This window comes from Hyalangium gracile, from assembly GCF_020103725.1.
In the GTDB taxonomy this organism is placed as follows: domain Bacteria; phylum Myxococcota; class Myxococcia; order Myxococcales; family Myxococcaceae; genus Hyalangium; species Hyalangium gracile.
In genome coordinates this window covers 142,230-162,729 of the sequence record NZ_JAHXBG010000014.1, presented here as the reverse complement: position 1 = coordinate 162,729, position 20,500 = coordinate 142,230, and the positions used below count along the sequence as shown (strand labels likewise).

General features: G+C 69.5%; 16 protein-coding genes. 8 read left to right on the top strand and 8 right to left on the bottom strand.

The genetic code is table 11. From position 1 onward, the window contains the following. Positions 1 to 24 precede the first annotated feature (24 nt). Complete coding sequence (locus KY572_RS27300; RefSeq protein ID WP_224245906.1) at positions 25 to 531, bottom strand: acyl-CoA thioesterase; 507 nt, start codon at positions 529 to 531, stop codon at positions 25 to 27. Between the two features lie 156 nt (positions 532 to 687). On the opposite strand from KY572_RS27300, the gene KY572_RS27295 reads away from it, so the two are divergent. Further along, the gene (locus tag KY572_RS27295; protein WP_224245905.1) at positions 688 to 1,131 is read left to right on the top strand and encodes a PAS domain-containing protein; all 444 of its coding nucleotides are present in this window, start codon (positions 688 to 690) and stop codon (positions 1,129 to 1,131) included. A gap of 21 nt (positions 1,132 to 1,152) precedes the next feature. On the opposite strand, the gene KY572_RS27290 is transcribed toward KY572_RS27295, so the two are convergent. The 3 genes from KY572_RS27290 to KY572_RS27280 are packed head-to-tail and all read right to left on the bottom strand — an operon-like array spanning position 1,153 to position 3,811. Beyond that, positions 1,153 to 1,935 (bottom strand): deoxynucleoside kinase, encoded by a 783-nt coding sequence (locus tag KY572_RS27290; protein ID WP_224245904.1) that lies wholly within the window; start codon positions 1,933 to 1,935, stop codon positions 1,153 to 1,155. An 11-nt stretch (positions 1,936 to 1,946) separates the two neighbouring features. Beyond that, positions 1,947 to 2,759, bottom strand: coding sequence for a glycerophosphodiester phosphodiesterase (locus KY572_RS27285; protein WP_224246020.1), 813 nt, complete (start codon positions 2,757 to 2,759; stop codon positions 1,947 to 1,949). A 5-nt stretch (positions 2,760 to 2,764) separates the two neighbouring features. Next, positions 2,765 to 3,811, bottom strand: coding sequence for a zinc-binding dehydrogenase (locus KY572_RS27280; protein WP_224245903.1), 1,047 nt, complete (start codon positions 3,809 to 3,811; stop codon positions 2,765 to 2,767). 139 nt (positions 3,812 to 3,950) lie between these two features. Between KY572_RS27280 and KY572_RS27275 the strand changes: the two genes are divergently transcribed. The 3 genes from KY572_RS27275 (at position 3,951) to KY572_RS27265 (ending at position 8,776) form a co-directional block, all read left to right on the top strand. After that, entirely contained in the window at positions 3,951 to 5,057 is a 1,107-nt protein-coding gene (locus KY572_RS27275) for a hypothetical protein (RefSeq protein ID WP_224245902.1), read from the top strand. Positions 5,058 to 5,210: 153 nt separating this feature from the next. Then, entirely contained in the window at positions 5,211 to 7,823 is a 2,613-nt protein-coding gene (locus KY572_RS27270) for a protein kinase domain-containing protein (RefSeq protein ID WP_263452058.1), read from the top strand. Positions 7,824 to 7,981: 158 nt separating this feature from the next. Next, positions 7,982 to 8,776 (top strand): hypothetical protein, encoded by a 795-nt coding sequence (locus KY572_RS27265; protein WP_224245900.1) that lies wholly within the window; start codon positions 7,982 to 7,984, stop codon positions 8,774 to 8,776. Between the two features lie 20 nt (positions 8,777 to 8,796). Here KY572_RS27265 and KY572_RS27260 read toward each other — a convergent pair whose 3' ends face one another. Next, entirely contained in the window at positions 8,797 to 9,999 is a 1,203-nt protein-coding gene (locus KY572_RS27260) for a hypothetical protein (protein ID WP_224245899.1), read from the bottom strand. 261 nt (positions 10,000 to 10,260) lie between these two features. Beyond that, entirely contained in the window at positions 10,261 to 11,823 is a 1,563-nt protein-coding gene (locus tag KY572_RS27255) for a hypothetical protein (RefSeq protein ID WP_224245898.1), read from the bottom strand. Between the two features lie 196 nt (positions 11,824 to 12,019). Here KY572_RS27255 and KY572_RS27250 point away from each other — a divergent pair, with 196 nt between their 5' ends. Then, entirely contained in the window at positions 12,020 to 12,388 is a 369-nt protein-coding gene (locus KY572_RS27250) for a metallothionein (protein WP_224245897.1), read from the top strand. An 18-nt stretch (positions 12,389 to 12,406) separates the two neighbouring features. Here KY572_RS27250 and KY572_RS27245 read toward each other — a convergent pair whose 3' ends face one another. Next, positions 12,407 to 13,015, bottom strand: a complete 609-nt coding sequence (locus tag KY572_RS27245; protein WP_224245896.1) for a zinc-ribbon domain-containing protein — start codon at positions 13,013 to 13,015, stop codon at positions 12,407 to 12,409. Between the two features lie 92 nt (positions 13,016 to 13,107). Continuing rightward, the gene (nadA, locus tag KY572_RS27240; protein ID WP_224245895.1) at positions 13,108 to 14,037 is read right to left on the bottom strand and encodes a quinolinate synthase NadA; all 930 of its coding nucleotides are present in this window, start codon (positions 14,035 to 14,037) and stop codon (positions 13,108 to 13,110) included. 332 nt (positions 14,038 to 14,369) lie between these two features. Between nadA and KY572_RS27235 the strand changes: the two genes are divergently transcribed. From KY572_RS27235 to KY572_RS47885, 3 genes are read left to right on the top strand one after another with little or no spacing between them, the layout of a single operon-like run. Continuing rightward, positions 14,370 to 16,787: a helix-turn-helix domain-containing protein gene (locus tag KY572_RS27235; protein ID WP_224245894.1), complete on the top strand. Its 2,418-nt coding sequence runs from the start codon at positions 14,370 to 14,372 to the stop codon at positions 16,785 to 16,787. Next, positions 16,784 to 17,578, top strand: coding sequence for a methyltransferase domain-containing protein (locus tag KY572_RS27230; RefSeq protein ID WP_224245893.1), 795 nt, complete (start codon positions 16,784 to 16,786; stop codon positions 17,576 to 17,578). Before KY572_RS27235 ends, KY572_RS27230 begins: the two co-directional genes overlap by 4 nt. Beyond that, positions 17,578 to 20,481, top strand: coding sequence for an ATP-binding protein (locus KY572_RS47885; protein ID WP_317987907.1), 2,904 nt, complete (start codon positions 17,578 to 17,580; stop codon positions 20,479 to 20,481). Before KY572_RS27230 ends, KY572_RS47885 begins: the two co-directional genes overlap by 1 nt. Positions 20,482 to 20,500 lie beyond the last annotated feature (19 nt).

The window sequence follows — 20,500 nt, the reverse complement described above, 5'->3', positions numbered from 1 at the left end:
TGAGGGCGCCAGGCGCCGGGCGGCTCAGTCGGGCATGACGCGCAGCCAGGCCTGGGCCTCCTTGCGGCGAGCCAGGCGCTGACCGCGCCGCTCCTCGGCCTCGCGCGCCGCGCCGCGCTCCGCCTCCGTCTCCAGCTTGAGCGGGGGCACCATCACCCGGCCCCCGTCCTTGTTGAGCGCCACGAACGTCATCACCGCGCTCGTGGTGAGGGAGCGCTCGCCCGTCAGCGGGTTCTCCGCGTGCACCGTGACGCCCACCTCCATGGAGGTGCGGAAGGCCGCCAGCACGCGCGCGCGCAGCTGGGCGATCCACCCCACGCGGATGGGTGAGTGGAAGTGCAGATCGTCGATCGAGGCCGTCACCACCACCTGGCGGCAGTGCCGCTGGGCGGCCACGGCGCCGCAGATGTCGATCCACTCCATCACCTTGCCGCCGAAGGCTGAGTTCAGGTTGTTGGCATCCGACGGCAGGATGAGCTGGGTCATCACCACTTCGGAGTCTCGAGGGTTCTTGGCCGCTGTGTCTTCCACTGCAACGCTCCTGTGCTCGGGTGGGGTGGGCGGGGGCATGTGTCCGCCGCTGGATACTGAGGATGACCCTTTGGTCGGGGTTTTCGGGTTACAGGTTGCCTGGTGCGTGCTGACTCCCTATCAGTCTGTGAGCCTGATTGCCCCCTTGGAGGACCCATGGCGCCCCCTTTCGCCGCTCCACTGCCGCAGAGCGCTCTTTCCCCGACACAGACTCCCGATGAGCTGCTGCGGCAGGTCGACCAGCTGATGGAGCAGGACCTGGACACGCTGCCGTTCGGGCTCATCCAGCTGGACCGCTCGGGGCGCATCCTGAAGTTCAACCAGACCGAGGCGCGGCTGGCGCGGATCAACCGCGAGCGGCAGATCGGCCTCAACTTCTTCGACGAAGTGGCGCCCTGCACGAAGGTGAAGGAGTTCTACGGCCGCTTCGTGCAGGGGCTGCGCGAGCGCTCGCTCTACGAGACGTTCGGCTTCGTCTTCAAGTTCGACCATGGCTGGCGCAACGTGGCCATCACCCTGTTCTACAGCGAGAAGACGGACTCGGTGTGGGTGCTCATCTCGCAGACGTCGGTGACGCCGCCGCCGAAGGCCGACCGCTGAGCCCTTGGGGCCAGGGGCGGCTCAGGCCAGGAAGGTGGAGATGCGATCGAGGAACTCCTCGCGTCCCCGGCCGCGGCGGATGTCCTGGCTGGAGACGTCCAGGGTGAGGCAGTCCACGCCGTACTTCTCCTGAAGGACGTGCGGGAAGCTGGTGTAGTAGCCGTTGAGGCCGAGGAGGAACTGGCTCTGGATGCCGCGCTCCTCCTGGCGGCCGCGCGTGCGGATGCGATCGAGCAGCACTTCCACCGAGCCCACCGAGAAGCAGATGACCTTGTCCGGCGGGTTGATGCTGCGGGTCAGGCGCTGGAAGTACTCGTAGTAGAGGTCCAGCTCCTTGTTCGACATGTGCCCCAGGCCGTGCAGGTACTTGGCGAAGATCTCCGGGTCCTCGTAGAGGGTGCGGTCCTGCACGCAGCTCTTCTTCACCGAGTGGATGAGCTCGTGGTGCTCCACGCGGCGGATGAGGAACTCGAGCTGGAGGGTGAAGCTCCAGCGCCGCATGTCGGCGTAGTAGTCCTTGAGGAAGCGGTTGTCGATGACGGGCTCGTCGAAGAGCTCGAAGCCGAAGGCCTGGCTGATGAGCTTGGCGGCCGTCGTCTTCCCGGCGCCGATGTTGCCGGCCAGGGCCACGAAGCGCTTGGCCTTGGGCAGGCGGGCGCGCAGCGTGTTGCGCGAGGCCTTGGAGCCGGTGGCAGGGGAGGCCTGGACGGGATCCGGAGCGGCGGCGGGCTCCGTGACGGGGGCGACGGGCTCGGAGGCGGGAGCGGCGGGCGTGGGGCGCTTGCGCGAGACGTGGCGGGGCATGGGCTCTCGGACTACTGCGCGTGAGGGGCCTCATCCAGGATCCGACGCAGCAGATCCGGACGGTCCGTCATGATACCGCCGACGCGCTCGGACACGAGGCGCCGCATCTCCTCTGGATCATCCACGGTCCAGACATTGACCCACTTGCCGTGGTGGGCGGTGGCGCGCAGGAATTCCTCGTCCACCAGCCGCACCTCGCCGAAGTACAGGGGCATGTCGATGACGGTGTAGCGCGGATCCACCGGGGGTGTTTCACCGCCTCGCACGGAGAGTACGTACGCGGTGAGGGCATCGCGCGGGTAGAAGTGGCAGGCGTCCGGCATGCGGGCCACGAGCCGCTCGGCCACGGAGTCGTGCTCGCTGCCCATGCACACGTGGTCGAGGGCGCCCTCCTCGCGCAGCACCTGGTGGAGGACGTCCTCGGTGCCGGGCGCCTCTGGCTTCATCTCCAGGTTGATGCGCAGGCCGGGGAAGGCGCGCAGCACCTCGCGCAGGGTGGGGATGGAGACGTGTTGATCCCGGAAGGGGAAGGTGCGGCCCGCGTCGGGGGTGAAGCGGAAGCCGGCGTTGACGCGCCGCAGCTCGGCCAGGGAGAGGGCGGCGATGGGGCCGGTGGCGTCGGTGCAGCGCTCAAGGGTGGAGTCGTGGGCGACGACGACCTCGCCGTCGCGGGTGAGGTGGACGTCCAGCTCCAGCATCTGCGTGCGGTAGCGCTCCACGGCCATGCGGAAGGCGGGGAGGGTGTTCTCCGGCGCCAGCAGGGCGCCGCCGCGGTGGGAGATGTGGAGGGTGGGCTGGAGGCCTTGAAGGAACCTGGGGAGCATCGCGATCACGGAATCAGCACGACGTTGCCGAACTGCGCTCGATCCTTGAGCAGCCGGTGGGCCAGGGCCGCGTCCGCCAGCGGCAGCGTCCGATCCAACACCGGCTTGAGCCTGCCTTCTTCCACCAGTTGGAGGACGCGGAACAGGTCCCCCTTGCTGCCCATGGTGGAGCCCAGCAGGGAGATGCGCTTGTAGAAGAGGACCCGCAGGTCCAGCTTCACCTCGTGGCCCGTGGTGGCCCCGCAGGTGACGAGCCGCCCGCCGTAGGGCAGGCAGGCCACGCTCTTCTCGAAGGTGGCGGCGCCCACGTGCTCGAAGACGACATCCACCAGCTTGCGCTGGGTGATGCGCTTCACCTCCTCCAGGAAGTCCTTCTCCACGTAGTTGATGGTGTGGTCGGCCCCGAGCTGCCGGGCGCGCTGGAGCTTGTCCTCGGTGGACGCGGTGGCGATGACGGTGGCCCCCAGCAGCTTGCAGATCTGCACCGCCGCGCTGCCCACGCCCGAGCCCGCCGCGTGCACCAGCACCGTCTCGCCCGGCTTCACGTCCGCGCGGCGCACCAGCATCGTCCACGCCGTGAGGTAGGTGAGGGGCAGGCAGGCCGCCTCGGCGAAGGTGATTCGCGAGGGCTTGGGCAGGATGTTCTGCCGGGGCACGGAGAGCAGCTCCGCGTAGCCCCCGCGCACGTGCTCGCCGATGATCCGGTAGCTCCGGCAGAGGTTGTCCTCACCGCTCAGGCAGCGCGCGCACGCCCCGCAGGACAGGCCCGGGTTCACGACGACCTCGGTACCGGGAGCCAGGTCCTTCACCTCGGCGCCCACGCGCTCCACCACGCCCGCCACGTCGCTGCCCAGGATGTGGGGCAACTCCAGCTTCAGCCCCGGCCAGCCCTTGCGCGTCCAGATGTCCAGGTGATTGAGGGCCACGGCCTTCACCCGCACCAACACATCCCGTGCGCCTACGGTGGGCTCGGGGTGCTCCGCGAGTTGCAGGACTCCCTCGTCTCCGTGCTGGTGGAACACCACCGCCTTCATGCGCGCCTCGGATTTCACGAGTGTGTCACCGGTGGGACGGTCGGGCTTCCTTGCCGGCCCGCGTACCCCCCCGGTATAAGGCCCGATATCAAGTATCAGGCCGGAGGTGCCGGACTCTACGGAGCCCGGTGCCAGAAGATCCATAGGAGAAAAGGTGATGCATCTGCGCAAGACACTGGGCGCGGTGGCCCTGATGGCCGTCGCGGTGGTGGGGTGTTCCGGTCGCGACGAGGAGCCCACGCCGGACGGCGGCCCCAACGGTTGCACCGGCGTGTGCAACCAGAACGATGGCGGCACGGACGGTGGGGCGGATGCCGGTCCGCGCGTCTGCCCGGCGGCGGACAGCCAGGGCCGAGGCCCCATCGGGCAGCTGCGCGCCAACGGGAAGCAGGGCGACGCGGTGAAGCTGGACTACGTGGTCGTCACCGCGGTGGATGACAACACCCGGGGCGGCCAGGGCGACTACATCTCCCAGTTCTGGGTGGTGGATCCGTGCTTCCCGAAGGAGGGCATCTGGGTCGACAAGTACTACACGGACGTCACCAAGAACTACGCGGCGGCCGTGGGTGACACGGTGTCGATCGAGGGCCTCTTCCGCCGCATCAACCCCATCGGCTCGGACGTCAACACCACCAGCTCGAACGCCCAGGAGAAGACGCGCAACGCGTACCGCCCGTCCCTCAAGAGCGCCTTCCAGATCGGTGATCCCAACATCAAGGGCAGCCTGATCGTCACCAAGACGGGCACCGCGCCGGTTCCGCCGGACAGCACCGTCCCGGCGGGCTTCGGCAACGCGGCCGGCGGCACGGCCCAGCCCAACCCCGAGTACGGCGGCGCCCGCATCCACATCCCGGGCCCCCTCACCATCACCAACGCCAACCCGCCGGCCCTCAAGCAGCGCCCTGAGAACCCGGACAGCTCCATCCACCTGGGCTTCGAGGTGTCGGGCGGCGTCCTGGTCAGCAACTACAAGACCTTCGGCGTGACGTTCGACGGCGGCACCCCGCGCTGCGACTGGCGCAACGTCGTCAATGACGGCGGCACCGTCAGCTTCCCCAACGGCATCCGCGGCGTGTGGGATACCTACAGCCTCGTGGGCTGCGCGGATGGCGGCTTCACCAACCCGAACGATGGCGGCACCTACTCCAGCTGCACCTTCTCGTCCCGGGACGCCGGCGCCATCCCCGGCACCAACAACCCCTACACCTACATCCTCTACCCGCAGGACTGCGCGAACGACCTGCCGGGTGTGGCGACTCCGTAGCTCCCCAGGGGTTACCTTGTCTCACCCCCCTCCCCAACCTGGGGAGGGGGCCTGTCCCGCCGGTGGCCACGGCTGATCTCCCACCTTCTCCTCAGTGGCTCCACGAAGCTCGTTTTTGCGGGTAAGCTCCGGAAACCTCGGGTCGGATGAGACCTGAGCCAACCTTCTCGATCCAGCCACGGCGAGACGCCCATTTCCACCACCTCTCCCCAGACTGCCATCCCGTTCGGCAAGTACCTCCTCATCAAGCGGCTCGCGGTGGGGGGAATGGCGGAGCTCTTCCTCGCGCAGGAGCCGCCCAAGCCGGAGCTGGTGGTCCTCAAGCGCATCCTGCCTTACCTCTCGGAGGAGCCGGAGTTCCTCCAGATGTTCCTGGACGAGGCGCGCATCGCCGCGCAGATGCACCACCCCAACATCGTGCAGGTGTACGAGCTGGGGAAGCTCGACAACACCATCTTCATCGCGATGGAGTTCGTCGAGGGCGTGGACCTGCGTCGGGTGATGCAGGAGGAGTCCAAGTTCGGCGCCACCGTGCCCTATGGCGTCGCCGCCGCCATCTGCTCGCAGGTGTCCGCGGGGCTGGACTACGCGCACTTCTCCAAGGGCGTGGACGGCCGTCCGCTCGAGCTCATCCACCGCGACATCAGCCCGCAGAACGTGATGATCGCCTACGACGGGCGGGTGAAGATCGTCGACTTCGGCATCGCCAAGGCCGGCGCGCTCGTCAACCGCAGCAAGCCCGGCGTCATCAAGGGCAAGTTCCTCTACCTGTCCCCGGAGCAGGTGGCGCAGGAGAAGCTGGATCACCGCGCCGACATCTTCGCGCTCGGCACGATGATGTACGAGATCACCACCGGGAAGAGCCCGTTCGCCAAGCCCACGACGGAGGGCATCCTCTACGCCATTCGCTCGGAGGATCCGTCGCCGCCGCACCTGCTCAAGGACGACTACCCCACCGAGCTGTCGCGCATCATCATGCGCTGCCTGGTGAAGGACCGCTCGCTGCGCTACCAGCGCGCCTCGGAGGTGCAGGCGGACCTGGAGGTCTTCCTCGCCTCCGGAGTCATCAGGCAGAGCACGGACATTCCGGAGTACATCGCGCGGCTCATGGGCGAGGAGGAGGAGCGCACCGTCCTCCACATCCCCGTGGCCAAGCCGGCCGGGCGCAAGGAGGCCACGCTGGCGATGTCTCCGGGGCTCACGGCCCGGCCCACGCGTCGCCCCACGGGCGAGGGCGCGGCCGCGGCGCCGGACTACGCCAGCGAGCCGGAGCCGCCCACGCAGATGGCCCGTCCGCGGGAGCTGCCCACCCGGGTGACGGAGCCCGTCGATACCGAGGAGGCCGACCGGACGCACGAGGTGGAGGAGGAGGAAGAGTTCGAGGAGCGCACCGCGGTCGGCACCATGCCTGCCGGCTTCCGGCCCGAGCCCGGCGAGTCCACGGTGCAGGAGCGAGGCCGCGGGCGTGTTCCGTCCTCTCCTGCGTCGACGGCGCTCCCGGCGCGGCGCGCCACGCCTCCCGCGCCTCCTCTCGATCGGGACACCGAGCCGCGCGCTCGCCGGCCGCACACGCCGCCGTCGCGCCGTCCGCTCACCGAGGACGATGATTCCTCCCAGTCCATCTCGTTGACGCAGCCGACGCTCAACCAGCGCCCGCGCCGCGAGGAGGAGGAGGAAGAAGAGGCGTTCGATGAGGGTGAGGGCGACGAGGCGGCCGAGTCCGTCTCGGTGACGCCTCCCACCACGGGCCAGCGGCGGCGCTACTCGGAGCCGCCCGTCCCGTCGCCCGCCGTGGCCCCCTCCACGACGGGGCAGCGGCGGCGCTTCGTGGAAGAGCCCTCCGAGTCCCCCTCGCTGACGCAGCCCACGGTGAATCAGCGCTCCTCCCGGCAGCGCAAGGCCGTGCAGGACGAGGATCCGCCGGTCCAGACCGACTCCGGGCTGCTCTCCGAGCTCGACGAGGATGCCGATCCCACGGAGGGCATCCGGACGGATGCGGAGGACGATGAGTCCACCGCCGGCTACGAGCAGGAGGCCCCGGCCTCCACCATGCCCAACCGCGGGCTGATCATGGCCGTGGTGGCGGTGGCGGTGCTGCTCGTGCTCGGGTTGGGGCTGTTCTGGGCGCTGAGCTCCGGCGAGCCCGTGGCGCCCACGCAGCCGGACGGTCCCATCCTTCCTCCCAAGGGCGCGACTCCCACGCAGGTCGTCCCCCCCGCGCCCAAGGTCGAGCCTCCGCCTCCCGCGCCTCCGCCCCCCGCGCCCCCGCCGGCCAACGGCTCGGAGGTGGTGGCCGCGGCCGGTGGCGAGAATGCCGCTGCCGAGACGGGCAAGCCGGAGGCGCCAGGTCCTACCGCCGAGACGCCGCCGGGCAACTCCCCGGGTGGGGCGGCCGGCACGGGGGAGACGGCTGTCGCGGCGAACGCGGTCGGGACGCCGGCTCCTGCTGGAGCCGCCGGGGAAGAGGATGACACGGGGACGCTGGCCTACCCGGATCCGCCGCCGTCGACGAAGACAGCCGCGGCCGAGGATCCTCCCAAGGGCCCGGAGGTGGAGGTCATCTTCAAGACGACCACCGCTTCGATCCGGGTGGACGGTACGAAGATCGAGCCCAACAAGGTGCTGACCTTTCCCCCGGGCAGGATCACGGTCGAGTGGTCGTGTCCACCCAAGAGGAGGAGGGAAGGGAGCGACATCAAGCGCCTGAAGGCCGGACGGAAGGAACCGTACGTCTACGAGATCCGATGTAGGAAAAGCACCAGATAACGCGGACTTGCACGCGTATCTGCCGGGCTGCCCCAGCGCCGGACAAGTGGGCCCTGGTGCGTTTGAGTGGCTCTAAGTCGTTGGAATTCCTAGGATTTCCGCTCCGCACCTTCCGTTTACACGGTGTCAGACCGGCTCTTAGAATCCCGCGCTGACCTATGGCGCGCCAGAACAAGAAAAACGTAGTCAGCAGGCGGAGTTACCCGCGGCTTGCGCGGCAGCAGCCGGTGGATGCGGAGCCGAACCGGTTGCTCAAGGTGTGGCGTCGCGTGTTGGAGCGGCGTCTGCGCACGCGGCTGCGGGCGAAGGTAGCGATCGAGATCCACGACAACACGCACACGATGCTCACGTTCCAGCGTCAGCGGGCGTTGTTCCGGCTGAGGCTGCACCACATGTTCCTGGCGGCGCCGGACGATGTGCTCCAGGCGCTGGCGGACTTCGTGCGCATGGGTGATGCGGACGCCAGCGTGCGGCTGGACAGGTTCATCGAGCGCAACAAGGCGTATATCCGCCGGGTGTCTCCGGCGCAGATGCGCAAGCGCCTGCGGCTGGAGCCGGTGGGGCGCCACCACGACCTGGGGCGGATCTTCGAGCGGCTGAACGAGCGCTACTTCCAGAGTCGGATCACCGCGGCGATCACGTACGGGCCGGCGCCCCGGGTGAAGGGGCCGCGCAAGAGCATCAAGATGGGCTCGTACTCGGCGGACTCGAAGGTGATCCGGATCCACCCGGCGCTGGATCAGCCGGTGGTGCCGCGCTACTTCGTCGAGTGGATCGTCTTCCACGAGATGCTGCACCACGTGTACCGGGCGCGGCGGGGCGAGGACGGGCGGCGGTGCGTGCACCCGCCCGAGTTCGTGGAGCACGAGCGGCGCTTCCACGACTTCAAGCGCGCTCAGGCCTGGGAGGACGAGAACCTGGATCTGCTGCTGCGCGCCCGCATCGAGTCGTGACGCGGGGCGTCAGCCTCGGATCACGGGAGGATGAGGCCGCCGGGGCTGCGCCGCTCCGTGGCGGCGGGAGCAGGCGAGCTAGGCTGGGCGGAGTGGGCTCCACTGGGAGCCCCTGGCGCCGGGGCCGGGGCGGCTGAGAGCCGGAGGGCCTTCTCGAAGAAGGCTTCGGCGAACCGGGAGAAGGGCTCCTCGGGTCCGTGGAAGAGCCTGCGGGCCTCGGCGCGGGCCACGCGGGCGGCGGAGGCCCGGTCGGTCCGCTCGAAGAAGTCCGCCATCCTCCAGAGCCGCAGGGCATAGAGCCGGCGCCGCTCGGGAGTGAAGAAGGCGCGGGCCTGGGCACGCACGGCCTGCAGGGTCTGCTCCTCGCGCTGGGCACCCGAGAGGGCCAGGGGGCTGTGGGCGATCTCGTCCACCTTCTGCACGAGCTTGCGCAGCTCGGCCTCGGGCGGCATCCAGTCGCCGATCTCCTCCGTCTCGTGGAGGGTGTGGCCCTCCAGAACTCCCTTCACGTCGTCGGGCTCGGGCGCGGGCACGGAGGGCTGGGTGGTGGCGGGCCGCACGCCGTGGTGGCGCATGGCCGGCTCCAGATCCTTGGGGAACGGGGTGCGCGAGCTCAGGTTGAGGGCGGCCGCCTCGCTGAGCAGGGTCGCTGCCTCCTCGCGGGAGATCTCGATGGCATACCGGGGCTCGGTTGCTTCCTTGATGCGCCGGCGGTAGGTGCCACGCGTCACCTCATTGAGGGTGACCTCCAGCACGCCCTGTTCGTCCGAGAAGATGATCTGGGCCGTCTCGATGCCTCCGCCACGGAGGGGACGGCCGATGATCAGGCCGCGCTTGCCCTCTCCCGTGACGCTGGTGATGAGGCTGGACACGGCCTCGGGCTCGGGCACGCGGAGGGGCTCTGGAGCGGGGCGCGGGGCCTCGGCGACGGCGACTCCCTTGGAGCGCAGGCGGTAGAGCGCCTTCTTCGCCGCCTTGGCCAGCGGCTTCACGCTCGACTGGGAGAGGGCCTCGGCCAGCGTGGGGCTACCGGCGAGGACGGCGCCCTCGAGGATGGCCTCGGCGAGCGGGGCGGGGAGGGACTCGACGGCGGCGAGCGTGGCGGCGGCCGGGTCCTTCGCCAGGGCGCGGGCCTGGTCCACGGCTTCAGGAGCGAAGCCGGTGAGCGGCGCGCCGGAGCGGAGTGCGTCCAGCAGGGGACGGGCCTCGTGGGCATTGGGCATAGGGCGCTCCTTCTAGCTCACCGTCAGCGGGACGCGCGAATGGGACCGGGTGACGGGGGCGCTCTGTGCACGGGTCCACGTTCTGGGGACGCAGGTCGCGGGTCCCTCGTCTCGGCGCGGGTCCCCCCATCAGCGGATGGGTCCTCCCGCGCCGGCCGTCCCGCTCTCTCGGGATCCACGGCTCGGATTCGCCGACCTACGGGAGGGACTCCGGGCTCTCTTCGGCCGAACCGGTATGCTGGTCGGACAGGTTGGCCCGCGTCAGCGCCGCCGCACGAGCCAGCTGTCACCTACGTGGGCCACCACTGCCAATTCCGTCTCGAGGCGGGCCCCGAAGACCTGGGTGGGGTGGACGCCTCTCAGCAGGAAGTGATCGTAGAAGGCACCCATCGAGGCGTAGTGGAACTCCTGCGGTCGCCACTCGGAGGGAAACGTCGGGGGCGGCGTGTCCACGTACCGCAGGGGAGAGTGGGGCGTCAGGGCGAAGCTGAAGTTGGTCACCCCACCTCGCGCCCTCGCGAGCACCGCGGCGCCGTGGAGGAACACCGGGAAGCGCACCACGAAGGAGCGCGTCTCGAAGATAAGGCCCATCACCCGAGGCTTCGGGGCGGTGGCCGCCACGAGCTTGTCCCACTCCGCGGCTTCGCGGGAGAAGGCGCGGAAGCCTCGGCCCAGCACCCCACCGAGCAGCAGCGCGCACCCGACGCTCGCCCACAGCAGCACGCGATGGTGCTCACGCTTCGTGACAGGCACGCTGGCGATGAGGAGCGCGGCCGCCAGGTGCGCGTAGCGCGTGTTGAGGTAATAGATGTAGCCGCGGATGTCGAACGGCAGCGCGAAGAACAGGGCGAGCGCGATCAGCCCCAGCCCGAGCATCCGGAACCGGGCCACGGGCCCCTCGGGTCGAAGCCCACCGGACGCCAGGCCCAGCACCAACCCCGCGACAGCTACGGCACCCACCGCGTAGAGCGGCCACCGGTCCGAGCCATCGTGGAAGAGGTTGGCGAGCACCTGGAGGAACTCGTCACGGTTCTGCTCGAAGGACTTGTAGGCCAGGTTCTCTGGAGAAAAGAGCGGTCCCCACGCCTTCCACGGCTGCCCGGGCGCGATCTCCGAGGGCTGGCCCAGTCGCAGCGCCGCCCACCCCAGGAAGAGGGCCACGCCCGGCGCCACCCCCGCCAGCGCCGGCAGCCGCGGGCTCAGCCGGGCCCGGAAGCTCCGAGCGTCACCGTCCTCGGGCACGCGCGTGGTGAGCAGCAGCCAGGGCAGCCCCAGCGCCAGGAAGAAGAAGGCCTGCACATGGAAGACGAGCACTCCCACGAGGCACACCGCCAGTCCCGCTGCCCAGGAACGACGCCGGGGCGCATCGGTCAGCGTCCGCACGAAGAGGCCGCAGCACAGGATGGCCAGCGGCAGCGACGCGCAGTAGTTCACGAAGCCCCACGCGAAGCTGTCCCCATAGGCGAACGGCAGCGCGAGCAGTGACGGCCAGGCGGGCCTCCCCAGCGCGCGCAGCAGGAAGGCGAGCGACAGCGGCAGCCCCACCACGTAGGCGCTGAGGAAGACGCGGTTGGCCAGCTCCAGCGGCAGCAGCCAGTTCAACGCGCTGACCAGGTAGTAGTAGCCCAGGTACGGCGTGAACCCGCCCCGAGCCGCGAAGAACTCCGGGTACAGCGTGGTCGGATCCTCCAACCGGTGCAGCACGGAGATCAGGTGGAGGTGCTGCGGCAGATCCACCATGGGCAGCGAGCGCGCTACCCAGAGCGGCGCCACTCCCAGCAGCAGGGCCACGGCATACAGGACGCGGTCGGTTCGTTCGGGCACAGGCGCCGGCGGACTGTATGCGGCACGCCTCTCCACCGCGAGCAACCGCTACCAGTCCGCCAGGGTATACGCTGCGGGGTGGGCGGAAGTGTGATAAGGTGCTTGGCAGAGACGAGGGGCTGGGGTATAGGCGCCCCCGACTCGTGTGTTCATGTTGTCGCGGGCTGTTGCAGGCTGTGCCCGAAGGAGGAAGCAGATGAAGCGCATCGGTATGACGGTGGCTGCCCTGTGCATGGCGGGCGGCGTGCTGCTGGCACCGAGCGTGGGGCAGGCCTGCGAGGCCCATGGCCACGCCGCCAAGGGCCAGGCGTCCACTCCCCCCGCTAAGAAGGACGGGGACACCCAGGCGCGCCCGGCGCAGAACCCGCTCAAGGAAGTGGACGAGCTGCTCACGGCCAAGTGCCAGTGCGACAGCAAGGCCGACTGCACCTGCAAGAAGGGCCAGTGCGAGTGCTCCAAGTGCAAGGGCGGCAAGCGCCAGGTGATGGATGCCCTGCGCAAGCAGGCCCCGGCGCTCAAGCTGGAGGACGCGCGCTACGACGCGTCCGCCGGCGTCTTCATCTGAAGCACCCGCGGACGGCTGTCACTCTCGCGCCGGCTCGCCGCCCGCCATGGACGGCCGCTCTCCCGCGGCCACCAGCACGGGCCAGCCGCGCGCCATCGCCTCGCGGAAGAACGCCGCCAGCTCCCGGCGGCACTGGTTCACCGCTCCGAGGAACGGATCGATCAGCGCCTCCTCGCCCAGGCTGCGCGGGGCGCTGAGCTCCACCGGGCTGCCACACCGCTCGCAGCGGATGGACACCGGCCTCACCAGCGCCACGGGCACGGCGTAGCGCGCACCGCACTCGGTGCACTTCCACACCAGCGCGCGCTCACCCGCCTCGCGGCGCGCGAGCGTCTCCAGCTCGTCCGCCAGCCGCAGCAGCGCCGGCAGATCCTGCGGCGGCTGCGCGAAGACGGCCGAGGGGCCAAAGCCCGCGCCCGGCGAGCCCAGCTTCGGCGGCCGGTCACTCTGCAGCAGCGAGCGCAGCTTGTCTCGGGCGCGGATGTCGCGGAACTCGGCGCTCGCGAGGGCGCGCTCCACGGCCTCCGGGATGGGAGGAAGCTCCGGCTCGAGGCGATCTTCATCCGGCAGCGCACGCGGGTGATCAACGAGGCGGTGACCGGGGACGGCTAGGAATCGAAAGCCCACGTGTGCTCCATCTCACCCCGGCCTTCCCGGTGCAAGCTGCGAGTTCGGCTTTGCTGCGCTGGCTGACACTCCGGGCGCGTCGACGCCGCGCGTCAGGACCACTCCAGCATGCGCTGGAGTGGCGCTCGCGCGGCCGCCTGGAGATCCAGCGGAAGGATGAGCTCCGGCGTCCGGTCCCTCATGCAGCGGTAGAGCTTCTCCATCGTGTTGAGCCGCATGTACGGGCACTCGTTGCACGCGCACCCGTTGTCCGGCGGAGCCGGGATGTACGTCTTGCCCGGCGCCTTGAGCTCCATCTGGTGGATGATGCCCGCCTCCGTCACCACGATGAACTTCTGCTTCGGGCTGGCCACCACGTAGTCCAGGATGCCCTTGGTGGAGCCGATGAAGTCGGCGTGCCGCAGCACCGCCTGCTCGCACTCCGGGTGGGCGACCACCTCCGCGTCCGGGTGCTCCACCTTGAGCTGCACCAGCTTCTTCTCGCTGAAGATCTCGTGGACGATGCAGCTGCCCGGCCACAGCACCATGTCCCGGCCCGTCTGCTTCATCACGTGCCGGCCCAGGTGCTGATCCGGCGCGAAGAGGATCTGCCGATCCCTGGGCGCCTGGTTGACGATCTTCACCGCGTTGGAGGACGTGCAGATGACGTCGCTCATCGCCTTCACCGCCGCCGAGCTGTTCACGTAGCTCACCACGAAGGCGTCCGGGTGCTTCTCCTTGAAGGCCTTGAAGGCCGCCGGCGGGCACCGGTCCGACAGCGAGCACCCCGCCTTCAGATCCGGCAGCAGCACCTGCTTCGTCGGGTTGAGGATCTTCGCCGTCTCCGCCATGAAGTGCACGCCGCAGAAGACGATGACGTCCGCCGTCGTCTTCGCCGCCGCCTGGGCCAGCGCCAGGCTGTCCCCCACGAAGTCCGCAACGTCCTGTATTTCACTCTCCTGGTAATAGTGCGCCAGGATGACAGCGTTGAGAGACTTCTTCAGCTCCTGGATCCTGGCCTCGTAGTCGGTTTCGTCGCCCATCGGCCCTCCTCACATGATTCATTTAATCGGTCCTTCGGGATGTGGCCAACGTCCGTAAGCGGGGCTCTCTCTGACGAACCGACACCTCCGGTTGTTTCAGGAAGACGCGTCTAGGCGGGTGAGCCGGAACAACTCCGTTCATTCCGCTCCATGGCAGAACCCATCGGGGCAACTTTTCTTCACTCAGGAAAGCGGTTACCTTTTTGTTTCGCTGACTTCGCTCCCTGGCTCGCGCCTCTGGCAGCGGTCGGGGCGCTCCCTGGCGCGCATGGAGAGGCTGTGATGATGCAGGCCCGGCAGAGCACCGAAGGCGCGCGCTGCAGGAGGTGCTGATGGTCGCGCAAGAGCAGTCGGTGTTGATCGTCCATCCGGATCCGGTGCTGCGCGCCGGGCTGGTGGCGGCATTGTCCCCCCGGCAGATCGTCGCGGTGTCCTCCCGGGATGACGCGGCGCGCACCCTGGCGGAGCGGGTGCCGGATGTGGTGCTCGCGGATGCCATGGAGGCGCGGCGGTTCATCCGGGATCTCGATCGGCTGGCGCCACGGGCGCTTCGCGTCTTCCTGTGTCCCAAGTCCCAGACGGAGGCCATGCGTGAACTGGTGGACGTTGCGGCCGAGGGCCACGAGTTCCACACCGTGGACCCCACCATCCCCGTGGAGGAGATGACGCGAAGCCTGGGCGAGCTGATGCGTCAGCGCTCCTCCCGCCGCGTCCCCACGGTGGGGCTGGAGGCCTCGTTCACCGTGGACGGGCAGCAGCTGCATACCCGGTGCCTGAATGTGGGCAATGAGGGCTTCCTGCTGAGGCTGCCGGTGGATGCCCCCATCGAGCGGCTACCGCCCGGCACCCGGCTCTTCGACTTCCGGCTGGAGCGCGCCGGCCAGGTCATCCTGCGCGCCGGCGGCGGCTTCGTGCGGCACATCGGGCTGGAGCGCACGCGGGAAGATGCCTTCTTCCGCGTCGGCGTCCAGATCGAGCGCGCGGGCGCCAGCATCGGCTACGTGGAGCTGGCCACGCTGGATGACATCGTCCGTGTGCTCGCGGTGCTGCGGCGCGCGCTGCGTCAGCACGCGGTGCTCCAGTGCTCCCTGGTGCAGGGCGTGCGGACGCAGGAGGAGCTGACGGCAACGCTCGTGGAGGATGGCGAGCACTACCACCCCGAGCTGCGCTGCTCGCTCCCCCAGCACTGGTCCCCCAACAGGGGAGACGTGGTTCGGGTGGCCTTCGATCTGAGCGGCAAGAGCTACAGCGGCTGGGCCTCCGTCCTTCGCATCGAGGATGGGGGGATGGTCCTGTCGGTGCCGCGCAGCCTCTCCATGTACCACCGGCGCAACAGCGCGCGGTTCCGCGCGGGAGAGGAGCAGCCCTTCGCCATCTCCTTCGTGTCCCCCATCACCGGCGAGCGCCTCGAGCACCCGGTGATGGACCTGAACGCGGTGGGGCTGTCCTTCGTCTACGACGCGGCCCGCGAGGTGCTCCCGGTCGGGCTGGCCATCCATGACTTCACCCTCGTGCTGCCGGATGGGATGCGAGCGCCCTGCAGCGCCGAGGTGCGCGACAACGCGCCGCTGCTGGATCACACCGCCGGCGGCATGGCCCGGCCCTTCCGCTGTGGGGTGCGGCTGCTCCACGTGCAGCCCGAGGCGCGCCAGGCCGTCACCAACGCCTTCGTCCAGGCCCGCTGCCCGCAGGTGTGGGACGGCTCCAACGAGCCCTTCCGGAACATCTGGGAGATCGTCCGCACGGTGCGCCACGTCTATCCCGACTACCCGTTCGAGGATGGGCCGCACCTGGACGTGCTGGAGGACACCCACCGCAAGCTGGCCGCCGCCAGCGACGAGATCGCCCGCTCGTTCGTCTACCGCGACGGGCTGCAGCTCATCGGCCACGCGTCCGGGGTGCGGACGTACTCGCGCACCTGGATGCTCCAGCACCTCATGGTGCTGCCCTCGGTGCGCCGGGGCGAGAGCATCTCGCGGGACCTGTCCGCGCTCAGCGTGGACTACGCCGAGTCCCTCGAGGACGTGAACTACGTGCGCGTCTACTGGCGCATCCAGAACAAGTGGCCGGATCGCGTCTTCGGCTGGATCGCCCGCAGCATGCACCTGGACGGCCTCACGAGCCTGCGGACGCTGAACTACATGCGCCTGCCGCTCTCCGAGGCGCCACGGCCGCGGCGTGGGCTGCTGCCGGTGCGGCCCGCGGTGGAGGCGGATCTCCAGTGGATCGAGGGCTACCTGCGCTCGCGCGGCGAGGTGGTGCGGCTGATGGCGGATGATCTGGTGGCCTCCGAGGCGCGGATGCCCACGATCGGCGCTCGCTTCGCCAACTACGGGCTCAAGCGCGAGCGCTCCATCTTCGTGGTGGATGGAGAGCACGGGCCGCTGGCCATCGCGCTCGCCGAGGATGCCACCCGGGGCCTGAGCTGGCCGGAGATGAACAACGCCTTCTGCTTCATCGTGCCGGATCCCCTCCACCCCCAGGCCGCCGCGGCGCGTGAGGCGCTCGCCGCCCGCTGCATCGAGCTCGCCTGGGAGCAGGGCAAGCCCTCGGCGCTGGCGCTCGTGCAGGATGACGAGGTGGAGGCCCTCATCTCCATGGGCTTCGCCTGGTTCGGCCGCGTCTGCGAGCACACCTTCCACCGCAGCACCGCCCGGACCTGGCAGATGCTGATGGCCGCCGTCTTCGAGCGCCTCCAGACGCGCTCGGTGCGCCTGTCCCAGCAGGAGGAAGAGGACGCGGCGGCGTGAGCGCCTACGTGATGGAGTCCGAGGGGGAGACGCGGCGGCTGCTGGAGCAGGCCCGCGCCTTGCCCGTCCGCGGCCACCTGCTGAACACCGGGCTGGCCCCAGGCATGGCGGCGCTCGATGCCGGCTGCGGACCCGGGCTCATCACCGCCGTGATGGCCGACGTGGTAGGCCCAGGTGGGAGCGTCGTGGGCCTGGACTCGAGCGACAAACGCCTGGCCGAGGCCCGCTCGTTGTGCTCGGGACTGAAGCAGTGTCGCTTCGTGCAGGCGGATGTGCGCAAGACGGAGCTGCCGGCGAACGCGTTTGACTACGTGTGGAGCCAGTTCGTCTTCGAGTATCTGCCGGCTCCCGAGGAAGGCCTGGCGGAGCTGCTGCGGGTGACGCGCCCCGGTGGGCGGGTGGTGGTGGCGGACGTGGATGGTCCGGGAGATCTGGGTTGGCCGTTTCCGGAGGAGCTCCGCGAAGGCATCCAGAAGCTCGCCGCCGCCGCCAAGGCCGCCGCGGGGGTGGACGTGCAGGTGGGCCGGAAGATGTTCCACCTGTTCCGGCGCGCGGGCCTGAGCCAGATCCGCGTGCACCTGGCGCCGCTGTATGTGGTGGCTGGAGCGGCGGACGCCCGGCAGATGGAGGACTGGGCGACCCGCTTCAAGGCGCTGGAGCCCATCGCCGCGCCCGCTTTCGGGAGCCTGGCTGCCTACCAGGAGTTCGCCCGCCGCTACCTGGCGATGCTGGGCGATCCAGACACTCTGAAGTATTCTGTCCTTCTGATCACGGAAGGGCAAAAGCAGTAATGAACCCCACTCCTCCCTCTCAGGCGACTGAAGCGGCCCTGGCCGCGCCGCCGGAGGTGATCCCAGACGACGCCCCGCAGATCGGAGTGCGCGCGCTGGCCTTCGTGCTGCTGTACTTCCGGCGGCACTATGGCGAGCAGCGCCTGCGCGAGTTCTGGGCACGGCAGGGGTTCAAGCTCTCGCTCGAGTACGTCTCGACGATGACCAACTTCGTGTCGCTCGACTTCCTGGAGCGACTGGTCGAGGCGCTCGTCATCGAGTCGGGGGATCCCGCCTTGCCGCGCAAGGCGAGCATGCTGATCGCCACGCCCGACGCGCTCGGGTTCCTGTTCCACATCTTCCGCACGTTCGGCACGCCGGCCAGCTGCTACCGGAAGATGGTGGAGCTGGGGGCCACGTTCAACCGGGTGGGCCAGTTCAGCATCGAGGTGCTGAGCAACAGCCACATGGTGCTCGCGTACCAGAGCACCTTGCCCGAGCGGAACCGCAACCTGTGCGAGGGCCGCATGGCCCAGTTCGCCTACCTGCCGACGATCTGGAACATCCCTCCGGCGCGGGTGATCGAGCTGCAGTGCCAGGTGCGCGGCGCGGACTGCTGCCGCTACGAGCTCACCTGGCACGAGCCGGTGCGCGGCTGGCGCATGGGCGCGGGCCTGCTGGCCGGCGTGGCGGTGGGCACGGGCATGGGGCTGATGGGCCTGGGGCCGCTGCCGGTGCTGGTGCCCTCGGTGGCGCTGGGCACCGCCTTCTTCGGCGCGTGGATGGACGCGCGCCAGGAGGTGAAGCGCAAGGACGAGTACCTGGCCGCGCAGAACGAGGGCCTCGAGCAGTCGCTCCGGGATCTCGAGCGGCGCTACGACGAAGTCTTCCAGAGCAACGTGGCCCTGGAGGATCGCGTCTCCGAGCGCACCCGCGAGCTGACCGAGGCGAACGCCAAGCTGGAGACGGCGCTCAACACGCAGAAAGAGCTGACGCGGCTCAAGAGCGAGTTCTTCGACAACGTGAGCCACGAGCTGCGCACGCCGCTCACGCTGATCCTCCTGTCGCTGGAGTCGCTGCTGCAGCGAGATCCGGCCACCATCCCCGGCGCCGTGCGCCAGCACCTGGCGACGATGGACCGCAGCGCCCAGCGCCTGCTCAAGCTCATCAACAACCTGCTGGACCTGGCGCAGATGGAGGCCGGCAAGACGCGGCTGCGCTACCAGCCGGTGGAGCTGTACGGCCTGCTGGGCACGCTGCTGGCGCCCTTCAAGGTGATGGCGGAGAAGAAGGGCATCCGCCTGGCGCTGGAGGGCAAGACTGTCACCGCCATCCACGCGGACGTGGAGCGCATCGAGATCGTCTTCCAGAACCTCATCTCCAACGCGCTCAAGTTCACCCAGGAGGGCTCCGTCACCGTTCGCCTGACGGAGGACGAGACGTCGGTGCACGTGGAGGTGGTGGACACCGGCCTCGGCATCGCGCCCCAGGACATCCCCGTCATCTTCGACCGCTTCGCCCAGGCGGACTCCACCGGCACGCGCCGCTTCGGCGGCACGGGCATCGGGCTGGCGCTGGTGAAGGAGACGGTGGATCTGCACGCGGGCCGCATCGGCGTGAGGAGCGTGGTGGGCCGCGGCTCCACCTTCCACGTGCAGCTGCCCAAGGGCACCGCTCACATCCGCGAGGACCTGCGCGACCGCCGCCTGGTGGAGCTGCCGGTGCGCCGCGATCGGCGCTCCTACCCGGGTGGCCTGCCCGCGGTCCGTCCGGGCTCCGTCCCCTCGGAGGCGGGGATGCCGGCGCTGGAGGACGCTCCGCCCAACGCGGCGCGCGTGCTGGTGGTGGAGGACGATCCGGAGATCCGCGCCTTCGTCACCAGCGTGCTGCGCTCGGACTACCGGGTGCTGGAGGCCGTCAACGGCGAGGAGGGCTGCGAGCGCGCCATCAAGGAGCGGCCGGATCTGATCGTCTCGGACGTGATGATGCCGGTGATGTCGGGTCTGCAGATGCTGGTGCAACTGCGCGGCATGCCGGAGACGGCGGACATCCCCGTCATCCTCCTCACCGCCCGGCAGGAGGTGTCCGAGAAGGTGGAGGGCCTGGGCGTCGGGGCGAACGACTACCTGGGCAAGCCCTTCTCTCCGCGCGAGCTGCTGGCCCGCATCGAGGCGCAATTGCGGCTTCGCGAGGCGGCGGTGCGCGCCGCGGAGAACGAGCGGCTGGCGGCCACGGGCCTGCTCACCTCCGGCTTCGCCCACGAGGTGCGCAACCCGCTCAACGGGCTGATGAACGCGCTGCTGCCCCTGAAGGACAGCGTCCTGGGCAGCCCGCCGGATCTGGACACCTCGAAGGCGATGATCGAGGTCATCGAGGAGTGCGGCACGCGCATCCGCTACCTGGCCGAGTCGCTGCTGTCCTTCGTGCGCTCCAGCGACAAGCCCATCCCCGTGAACCTGGATCTGTCGCTGGACTCCACGCTCAACGTGCTGGCGTGGCGGGTGCCCACCGGCGTGGTGGTGGAGCGGGACTACCGGTGCGACGCGCCGGTGATGGGAGATCCGGGCTCGCTCAACCAGGTGTGGGTGAACCTGCTGGACAACGCGCTGCGCGCGGTGGGCGTGAGCGGGCGGGTGAAGGTGGCCACCGAGCGCGACGGGGACATGGCGGTGGTGTCCGTGTCGGACTCGGGCGTGGGCATCAAGCCGGAGGACATGGACAAGCTCTTCCAGCCCTTCTTCTCCACGCGCGCCGCGGGAGAGGGCACGGGACTGGGGCTGGCGCTCTGCCGGCGCATCATCCTGCGCCACGGCGGGCAGATCCACCTGAGCAGCGAGTACGGCAAGGGCACCCGGTGCGAGGTGCGCCTGCCGCTCAAGAGCGCCGAGAGCACCCAGGCGGACCGCACGCGCAAGCTGGCCTGAGCCGCCGCGCGGCGGGCGG